At 65.7% G+C, this 9,373-nt stretch carries 8 protein-coding genes; 1 reads left to right on the top strand and 7 read right to left on the bottom strand.

Features of this window, described 5'->3' with window-relative positions:
- Positions 1-636 (bottom strand): glycosyltransferase family 9 protein (locus RTU05_RS15445; RefSeq protein ID WP_312599231.1); only part of this gene is annotated, 636 nt, incomplete at its 3' end.
- A 194-nt stretch (positions 637-830) separates the two neighbouring features.
- On the opposite strand from RTU05_RS15445, the gene RTU05_RS15440 reads away from it, so the two are divergent.
- On the top strand, positions 831-1,571 hold the full coding sequence (locus RTU05_RS15440; protein WP_312599230.1) for an alpha/beta hydrolase: 741 nt from the start codon (positions 831-833) through the stop codon (positions 1,569-1,571).
- A gap of 130 nt (positions 1,572-1,701) precedes the next feature.
- Here the strand turns inward: RTU05_RS15440 and aguB are convergent, their stop codons facing one another.
- The 6 genes from aguB to RTU05_RS15410 form a co-directional block, all read right to left on the bottom strand.
- Positions 1,702-2,565: an N-carbamoylputrescine amidase gene (aguB, locus tag RTU05_RS15435; RefSeq protein ID WP_312599229.1), complete on the bottom strand. Its 864-nt coding sequence runs from the start codon at positions 2,563-2,565 to the stop codon at positions 1,702-1,704.
- Positions 2,566-2,610: 45 nt separating this feature from the next.
- A complete protein-coding gene (locus tag RTU05_RS15430; protein ID WP_312599228.1) occupies positions 2,611-2,985 on the bottom strand; it encodes a four helix bundle protein in 375 nt (124 codons plus the stop codon).
- A 24-nt stretch (positions 2,986-3,009) separates the two neighbouring features.
- Positions 3,010-4,017: an agmatine deiminase family protein gene (locus RTU05_RS15425; RefSeq protein WP_312599227.1), complete on the bottom strand. Its 1,008-nt coding sequence runs from the start codon at positions 4,015-4,017 to the stop codon at positions 3,010-3,012.
- Positions 4,018-4,168: 151 nt separating this feature from the next.
- The gene (locus tag RTU05_RS15420) at positions 4,169-7,522 is read right to left on the bottom strand and encodes a TonB-dependent receptor domain-containing protein (RefSeq protein WP_312599226.1); all 3,354 of its coding nucleotides are present in this window, start codon (positions 7,520-7,522) and stop codon (positions 4,169-4,171) included.
- 159 nt (positions 7,523-7,681) lie between these two features.
- Positions 7,682-9,049, bottom strand: a complete 1,368-nt coding sequence (locus tag RTU05_RS15415) for a capsular biosynthesis protein (protein ID WP_312599225.1) — start codon at positions 9,047-9,049, stop codon at positions 7,682-7,684.
- A 139-nt stretch (positions 9,050-9,188) separates the two neighbouring features.
- A partial coding sequence (locus tag RTU05_RS15410) for a hypothetical protein (RefSeq protein WP_312599224.1) occupies positions 9,189-9,373 on the bottom strand: 185 nt, incomplete at its 5' end.

The raw sequence follows: 9,373 nt of genomic DNA, 5'->3' as shown, positions 1-9,373 counted from the left end.
CGCCGGCGGCCGGTCGCCCGGCCCGCCCACGGGCATGAAGCGCCAGCCGTCGAAGCGCGGCTCCGCCTTCAGTTTTTCGACCAGCGCGCCCCAGCGGTCGGCGGGCCAGCTCTTGCCCGGCTGATGCGCGATGGGGGCTAGCGCAATGATCCGGCCGGGACCGGCTCCGCCGGCCAGCTGCGGATCGATGACGGCGGCGGCCTCGCCGCGAGCCCGGTCGTCCAGGAAGATTTCCGGGTCCAGAGGCGTCTGCGACCCCATCAGGCGCGACACCATCTCGACCTTGCGCAGCCCCGTCTCCCAACGACGATTATAGACCACCCGACGCTTGGCCGGGATCAGATAGGACAGGGCCGATCCACGAATATCGATCACCAGATCCCAGCGCGTCGAACGCACCTGTTTCCACAGGTCGAACCAGTGGCCGGACAGCTTTTTCTTGTCCAGGATGATAGTCCGCACCACGCCCGGCGCCGACCGGAAGAAGGGCGCAGGCGGCCGACCACAGGCCACGGTGATCTCGGCGCCCGGAACCTGGCGCGCGATCTCGCGGATCACGCCCGACGAGATGACGCAGTCGCCGATGCGGTTGGAGGTGACGAACAGGACCTGGGGCGACTTCGCGGGCGCGGACACTTCTTCCTCCGTCATCCTCGGGCTTGACCCGAGGATCGGCGGCGCCGCGCGACAACCGCGGGACGCCGGGTTACGGCCGGGGCCGCCATCAGTCGCCCGTGTGCGTCACGCCCGATCCTCGGGTCAAGCCCGAGGATGACGAAGACGGGAACGGCAAGGATGACGCAGACAGAAAGTCACGGCACAACACCCCCATGACCGACATCCAGCACCTGCCCCGCCCCGACGGCGAAACCCTGGCCTTCAAGCGCGTCGAGGGCGGCGGCCCGACCGTGATCTGGGTCGGCGGCTTCCGCTCCGACATGGAGGGGACCAAGGCCCTGGCCCTGGACGCCGCTGCGCGCGAACGGGGCTGGAACTTCGTCCGCTACGACCATTTCGCCCACGGCCGGTCCTCCGGCGACTGGCGCCAGGCCACCGTCGGACGCTGGCGCGAGGACGCCATCGCCCTGATCGACAGCCTGTCGGGGCCGGTGATCCCGGTCGGGTCGTCGATGGGCGGCTGGGTCTCGCTGCTGGCGACCCTGGCGCGGCCTGAACGGATCAAGGGGCTGGTGCTGGTCAATCCCGCCCAGGACTTCACCGAACGGCTTATGTGGCCCGGTCTGGCCGACCACGAGCGTCAGGCCATTCTGCGCGAGGGCGAGACCCTGATCGTCGAGGAGGGGCTGGGCGAATATGTCCTGACGCGGCGCATGTTCGAGGAGGCGCGAGACTGGCTGCTGCTGGACGGCGCCGTCGCCATCGCCGCCCCCGTCCACATCCTGCAAGGCCGCGCGGACGACGTGGTGCCGTGGCGCCACCAGACCGAACTGGTCGAACGCCTGACCGGCGGCGATGTGCGGCTGGACCTGATCGAGGGCGGCGATCACCGGCTGTCGTCGCCAGACGATCTCGACCGCCTGGTCGCGGCGGTCGAGGCGATCCGAGGCTGAACAATAATGCCGTCACCCTCGGGCTTGACCCGAGGGCCGGACCCTCCGCCGCATTGCGCCCAGGGTGGCGCACAGCCCGATCAACGTCCGATCCTCGGGTCAAGCCCGAGGATGACGGAAGACAGAAAGCCTACTTCGGGCCCGTCAACGCCCCGTACAGATCGGTGCGGCGATCCCGGAAGAAGCCCCAGGCCGCCCTGTATTTATCCAGCTCATCCAGATCGAAGCCGTGCACCAGCACGCCCTCTTCCTCCGCCCCAAGGCTCTCGACCAGTTCCCCCTGCTGGTCGGCGATGAAGGAATGGCCATAGAAGGTCTGGCCCGCCTCGGTCACCGTCTCATGACCGATGCGGTTGGCGCCGACCACCGGCACGGCGTTGGACACCGCATGGCCCTGCATGGCGCGCCGCCACGGCTCGGCCGTGTGCAGGGTCGCATCGTGCGGCTCGGTGCCGATGGCGGTCGGATACATCAGGACGTCCGCGCCCATCAGCATCATGGCCCGCGCCGCTTCCGGGAACCACTGGTCCCAGCAGATGCCGACGCCGACCTTGCCGAACCGGGTGTTCCAGACCTTGAAGCCCGTATCGCCCGGCCGGAAATAGTATTTCTCCTGATAGCCGGGGCCGTCGGGGATGTGGCTCTTGCGATAGATGCCCAGCGCCTCGCCGTCGGCGTCCAGCATGACCAACGAATTGTAGTACTGCGGCCCGTCCTTCTCGAAGATGGACACCGGAATGGCCACGCCCAGTTCCTTGGCCACCGGCGCCAGGGCTGTCACGCACGGGTGGGCGCGCCACTCATAGGCGTGGCTGAACCAGTGCTCCTCCTGCGACACGCAGAAATACGGCCCCTGGAACAGTTCCGACGGCAGGATCACCTGCGCGCCCCGCCCCGCCGCCTCGCGCACGAAGCCGATGGTCTTGTCGATATTGGCCTGCAGGTCCTCGCCATAAGAGGTTTGGATGCCGGCGACGGTGATCTTGCGGGTCATGCTGGGCTCCGGGTGATGAGTGCTAGTGAGCAAGGGGTGAGAAGATCAGCGGCGGTCGCCGATCGATTTTAGCAGGCCGGTGGTCATGCGTCCGAGCTCGAACAGATCATCCATTATGGCGCGGAAAGAAGGCTCTTCGATGTAGCCGAGGCGACGCGCGATAATCAGAAGGGTCTCGAGTTCCGCCAACGAGCCTCGGGCGATGCCAATGAAGTGCATGAACTCGCCAGGCGTCCGCCGACCGGCCCCTTCGGCGATATTCGCCGGCACGGATACGGCGGCTCGACGGACCTGGCTGACCAGACCGTACTGCTCCGCCTTCGGCCAATCGACGGTCGTCCGGTAAAGCGTCTCCGTCATGTCCAGGGCGATCTGCCAGACCTTGAGGTCGCGATGGCTGCGGACCGCTCCCTCGCTCACCCCTTGCTCACTAGCACTCTTCACTCACGCCGGCTCCTGCTGAGAGATGCAGTGGAACGATCCGCCGCCGGTCAGGATGGCGTTGGACGGCAGCGGAATGATCTCGTGATCAGGGAAGGCATCCTGCAACGCCTGACAGGCCATGTCGGCTGCACGCGCGTCGCCATAGGTCGGCACGATCACGGCCCCGTTGGCGATCAGGAAGTTCATGTGGCTGGCCGGGATCGGGCGCTCGTCCTCGTCCAGCACCAGGCCGGGCGAGGGGATGCGCACGACCTTCAACCGGCGTCCGGCCGCATCCGTCATGGTCGACAGATCGCGCGCGGTGGCGTCATAGACGTCGGCGTTGACGTCGTTGGTCCCCCAAGCGACCGGGCAGGCTACGACGCCCGGCGCCACGAACCGCGCCAGGTTGTCGACGTGCCCATCGGTGTGGTCGTTCAGCAAACCGTCGCCCAGCCACAGCACCGCCTTGGCCCCCACGGCCTGTTCCAGCGCGGTCGCCGCGACAGCCTCGTCCTGGTTCCAGGCCGGATTGCGGTTGGGGTTCAGAAGGCACTGGCGGGTGGTCAGGACCGTCCCCTCCCCGTCGTGATCCAGCGAGCCGCCTTCCATGACGAAATCGTTCCAGGTCAGGGGCGTGCCCGAATGTTCGCCGATCTGGCCCGCCACCAGATCGTCGCCCGGCATGTCGTACTTCCCGCCCCAGCCGTTGAACTTGAACGCCGCCGCCGTCTTCGACCCCGCGCCGAAGATCGGCCCCGTGTCGCGCAGCCAGATATCGCCGAACGTCCCGGCCACCACCTCGACATTCTCCACGCCCGCGAACCGCGCCTGAACCTGGGCCAGAATGTCAGCCTTGCCGACCATCAGCCTGACCTGCTCGCGCCCCGGCCCGGCCAGCGCCCGCACCAGCCCCTCGACCTCGTCGCGCGCCTGCTCCAGCGCCTCGAACCAGTATTCGGCATGGGTTGGCCAACCCACCCACATGGCGCGGTGCGGAGCCCATTCGGCGGGGATGGGAGCAGTCATGCGGACGTCCTCGAAGCGGCGAACCCCGGCGAGCCGCCGGGCCGCGCCATATGGCCCCAACCCCCGCCGACTTCAACGCCAGGCCCAGACAAACAAAAAGGGCGGCCCGCGAACGGACCGCCCTTGGTGGTTTCTAGAGCATCTATCCTTCTTAGAAGGAGATGCGGGCGCCCAGCTTGATCTGCCAGGTCGAGGCCGGAAGTTGGGCGTTCGGACGGCGCGCCTCGCCCGCCAGCGGCGAACCGGCGACCGTGCTGGCGCTTTGCAGTTGCGAGTACTGATAGACCGCATTCGGAGCCGCGCAGGAGGCGGCGATGCCCGCCGCCTGGCAGTTCAGAACCACGGTGCCGACGCCGCGATAGAACGGGTACTGTTCGTTCACGCCCCACTTGGCGTTCAGCAGGTTTCCGAAGTTCTCGACATCCATATACAGCTTCAGCTTGCCGGTCGGCAGAACCGGAACCGGGATTTCCTGCGACAGACGCAGGTCCACCGTGGTCACGGCGCCGGTGCGGAAGGCGTTACGCGGAGCGATCGAGCCAGCGTACTTCATCAGCCCCGTATTGTTCAGGAAGGCGTTGAAGTCCGTCAGGTTGAAGCCCGAGGCGTAGGTGATGCGCGGATCGCTGGTGGCGGTCACGACGCCGTTGCTGTCCGTCTGCGGCACGTAGAACAGCTGGTTCGAGGTTCCCAGCGCACCCGAATAAGACTGCGGCACGGCGTTGCCGAAATCGTTGTCGTAGTTGCCGGTGCGGCTGTTGTGATAAACGTAGGAGAACGGCAGGCCCGAACGACGCTGGGCGTAGACGTTGATCGACGTCTCGTTGTTGCCGAAGAAGGCGCGGGTGTAGTTCGCGTTGACCGAGAACTTGTGACGCATCTCGTAATCCGAGGTCGCCAGCACCGGGTTGTTGTGATCAGCCGAAGCAAAGCGGACGAACGAGGAGTCCGGCTGCGAGCTGGTCATCGGGTTGCCGTCCTTGGACTCCGTGTAGGTGTAGGAGCTGCGGACATCCAGGCCTTCGAACACGCCGTCACGCCACGTCTTCGCACCCGTGATGGCGACCGAAGTCGAGGAACCGCCGTCCTTCAGGTTGTCCAGCAGCAGATCGAATACGACCGGGCCGGTCGGGTGCGAGTAAACCGGGCGGCCGTCCGGCGCAGCACCAACACGGGTCGCCAGCAGGTCGCGGTAATACAGCGCGTTTTCGAAGTCCGTACGGATCACGTCGGCCTGAAGGCGGAAGTCTTCGATCAGCGGCAGGCGGAAGTTGCGCGCCACGGTCAGGTTATACTTCCAGGCGCTCGGGATCTCGAAGTCCGGGTCCAGAGCCACCACGCTGCCGTTGCCCGGCGTGAAGGTGCAGTTCGCGCCGGCCGGAACGACCGACAGGTCGGTCACGCCGCGGATCGCGCCGGTGCAGACGGCGTTGGTGATGCGCGCCCCGTCGTTGCCGAACGGGTTGCCGATCTGAACATTGGTGCCAATCGCCGAGAAGCGGCCGATACCGCCGGAAACCGACCAGTCGCCGGGCGTCCAGTTGAAGCCGACGCGCGGCATCAGCAGGTCGCGACCATCAAGGTTCGCTGTGTTGTCGAAGCCGTTGCGGGTCGCAAAGTTAGCGTTGCGCACGGGACGGTCATCCATGGAGAACCAGTCGTATCGCAGACCGTAGTTCAGACGCAGAGTGTCCGTGACCTGCCAGGTGTCTTCGGCATAGAGCGAGTTGACGTCGTAACCGAACTCGACCGCACCGTTGCGCGCCGTGCCGAACGCGGCGGGCACAGTTCCGCCGGTCGGATTGACTGCGCCGCGAATGATCAGGCCCGAAGCGTTGCCGGCCAGGAAATCGGCGTAGCTGTTGAACGTCCACTGACCGAACGACTGAGAAACGAAGACGTTGGTGAAATCGCGCGTCTCGATACGGGCGCCGGCCATGAAGTCGTGCGAACCCCAGGAGTAGCGCGCGATCAGTTCAGCGTTCTTGACCTCGCTGTACAGATAGTTGTCATGGCGGAAGTTGTCCGCGCCGAACTGGATTTGCGGCGTACCCGTACCGGTCTGAACGCCCGGCAGGTCGGAAACGCCGACCGTCACCTGTCCCACGCTCAATCCACCGGCCGGGAGTTGGGTGGTTTCGGTTTCCTTGTAGCCGACGCGCAGTTCGGTCGAGAAGGCGTCCGTCCACTGCGAGTTCAACTGGGCGTTCCAGGTCGTCAGGCGCTCATCCTTCAGATACTGGCTGGATTCGAGCGCCAGACGCGGCTGGGTGGTGGAGCCGCCGTTGATGAAGGCCGAGGTCGTCGAACCGTTGTACGACGTGCCGGTCGTTTCCTGGAAGGTCACGGCCAGACGATGATTGGCGTTTATGTTCCAGTCGATCTTGACGAGGTACTTCTCGTCCTGGACCGGAGGGGCCACGCCGACGAACGACCCCGGATCATAGTTGTAGCGAGTGCGCGTGGCGTCACGGAACGTGGAAACGGCGCCGGTCGTGATGCGCGGAATCGGGTTGGCGAAGCCGCCGTCGACCGGACCTTCGTTCAGCGAGAACTCCGATTCGAACTTCTCGTACGATGCGAAGAAGAACAGCGTGTCCTTGATGATCGGGCCGCCCAGCGTGGCGCCCCAGGTCTTTTCGTCAAACACGCGGTTGTAGGGCTGGCGCGCGCGGAAACCGTTGCCGCGGGGACCATAGCCCCAGTAACGATCGCCCAGCATGCTGTCGTCGGACTTCTCGTAGAAGGCCGAACCCGAGAAGGTGTTGGTGCCCGACTTGGTCACCGCATTGATCGAACCGCCGACGAAGCCGTTGTTGATCACGCTGAACGGCGCCACGGAGACGTTCAGGGCCTGAATGGCGTCGATGGAGATCGGCGAACGCTGGGTCGGATAGCCGTTGCCGTTCAGACCGAACTCGTCGTTCTGGCGGATGCCGTCGACGGTGAACTGGTTCTGGCGGGTGTTGGTGCCGGCGAACGACAGGGCGTCTTCATTGGACGAGTCCAGCGTGACGAAAGGATCAAGGCGAGCGATATCCTTGGGATCACGGCTGATGGAGGCGGCGGCGGCGATGTCGCCCGCGCCATAGTTCGAGCCCGTGCCGTAACCGAAATCGTTCTGGAAACGCTGGCCGGTGACGGTGATCGATTCCAGTTCGGCGGCGGCCTGGCCAACGATGACGTCGCCGTTCACGGCGTCGCCCACGCCAATGCTGGTCAGTTGCACGCCGCCTTGGCCGGCGGCGCTGCTGACCGTGATCGTGTACGGGCCGCCGGCGCGCAGACCGCGTGCGCTATAAAAGCCTGCAGCGTCAGACATCGTCGTGACCGTGGTGCCGGTCGGCTCGTGAACGATGGTTACGGAACCCGAAACGCCGGCGCCGGAAGCATCCATGATGCGACCACGGATCGCGCCCGTGGTTTCCTGCGCGAAAGCGGCGGTCGAGGCGCCCATGAGGATGGCGACGGCGGAAGCGCCATACGCCAGATTGCGGAAGGTCATTAAGCTATCCCCAGCTGGTGGACCGAAAATGGTCTCGGACATGATCGGCATGTCACAATCCAGCCCCCTCTAGGGCTGATGTCCGAACGTGGGGCGACAGTTATGTAACAGAAATATGACAGAGACCAAGGGTGGCCTGGACGCCACACCTCATGGGCTTCAGGCCAAAGCCTGCCGGCCCGCGCGCTCGAACACGTCGGCGACGCCGCGCGCCGTGGGCAGGATGGCGTGCGGCTCGTGGAAGTTGCCGTTGACCTGGCTCTGGGCGATCACATGGGCGCGGAAGCGGGTGAACAGGGCCGTGTCCGGCGCCTGGGGCGCGGACCAGAAGGCGTCGAGGGGCTGCTGGTCGGTCAGGCCCTCGAAATCGAAGAAGGCGTCGCCCATCACCTTGACCGGGGTGTGGAAGCCCAGGGCCGACAGGGCGGCGCTGGAGTTGTTGACCACCATCCCTTGCGACGCGCGGCACAGGGCCGCCAGATTGCCGCCGTCGATGAAGTCGACGCGCCCTTCCAGTCCATGCTCGCGCGCCAGGCGCAGGGTGATCTTGCGCAGGTCGATGATGCCGGGATCCAGCGGGTGGTTCTTGACCACCAGCCGGGCGGCCGCCGGCGCCCGTTCGGCGAAGCTCTTGATGACCGCCGTCAGGAAGGCGCAGTTGTCGGCGTAGCGCGAATAGCGCAGCAGTTGGGCGTCGCCCTCGCGCTGCAGACAGGCGATGAAGAAGTCGCCCCTGGCCTTGATGACGTCCGCGTCGCAGTTCTCGGGGCGGCGGAAGGCCAGGCTGATATAGCGACGGATGTGGCCGCCGCACTGTTTCAGAGGCGAAAAGACATAGGGCGCGGCGTAGTTGGGGAACAGGGCGCCGCCCAGGATCTGCACCGTATGATAGGCGCTGATGTTGGCGACATGGTGCGGCAGGATCTTCCCGACCGGATGCGGTTCGGGCAGGCTGGGCGCGGGCTCGGGATAGCCGTCGCGGAAGCGCGGCAGGGCGCTGGAGCCGTTGACGCCGTTCCGCTCCACCGTGATCCAGTCGGGGCGGAAATAGCCGTTCTCCAGCACCCATATGCGGGCGGACAAAGTGTCTGCCGCCGCCAGCACCGCACGATTATAGGGGCCGGCCTCGCCGAAGACGACGATGTCGCTATAGGCGTCCAGCGTTGAAATTGCGTCGGCCCAGGCCTGGGCCGTGTCCTTGAAGCGTATGCCGCCCGCGCGACGCCAGTTCAGCGCGTCGCCGGCATTGAAGATCATGCGGTTCACGCTGGCGCCCTGGCCTTCCAGCACGCCGGCCAGGGCCGCGCCGAAGGCGCCGAACGGCGCAGAGACGATCAGAAAGCGCCGCCCCTGCAATCCATCGCGCGCACAGGGCGTCGGCGACGGAAAGGCCGAAATCGTGGCGGAGACGGCCGTGCGAGGCGATCGCGCGCGCAGTACGGCGTCGCGCTGCGATGTATCCGAACGCAGCCGATAGCGTCGGCGACGCCGCGCGGAGACCGAACGGGACGATCTGAGATCGGTCATCTAGATCCGCCCTGCATCGACACGACCCTGGCTTCCGCGCCGCCGGCCGGCGCGCGGCACGCAATCAGGACGTTCAAACAAAGCGGTCATTCCTTGCCTTGTGTCGCGCAGGTTCAGCGCGATCAACAGGAAATGTCGATCAGGGCGTCGTTTCCTGAATTGGGAATATCCGCTGTGACTTAATCGCACGAAAGCCGCCGCCGCCCTTGAGGCGACGACGGCTCCATGTTTCGAAATCGACACGCTCATCGATCCCCTGGATCGCCGGCCTGGATGTCCAGACCGGCTTTCCTTTGGGTCTTAGAAGTTGATGTCGATGGTCGC

Source organism: Brevundimonas sp., from assembly GCF_032017145.1.
GTDB lineage: Bacteria > Pseudomonadota > Alphaproteobacteria > Caulobacterales > Caulobacteraceae > Brevundimonas.
The sequence above is the reverse complement of the archived record's forward strand: the minus strand, read 5'-3'. Positions and strand labels throughout refer to the sequence as shown.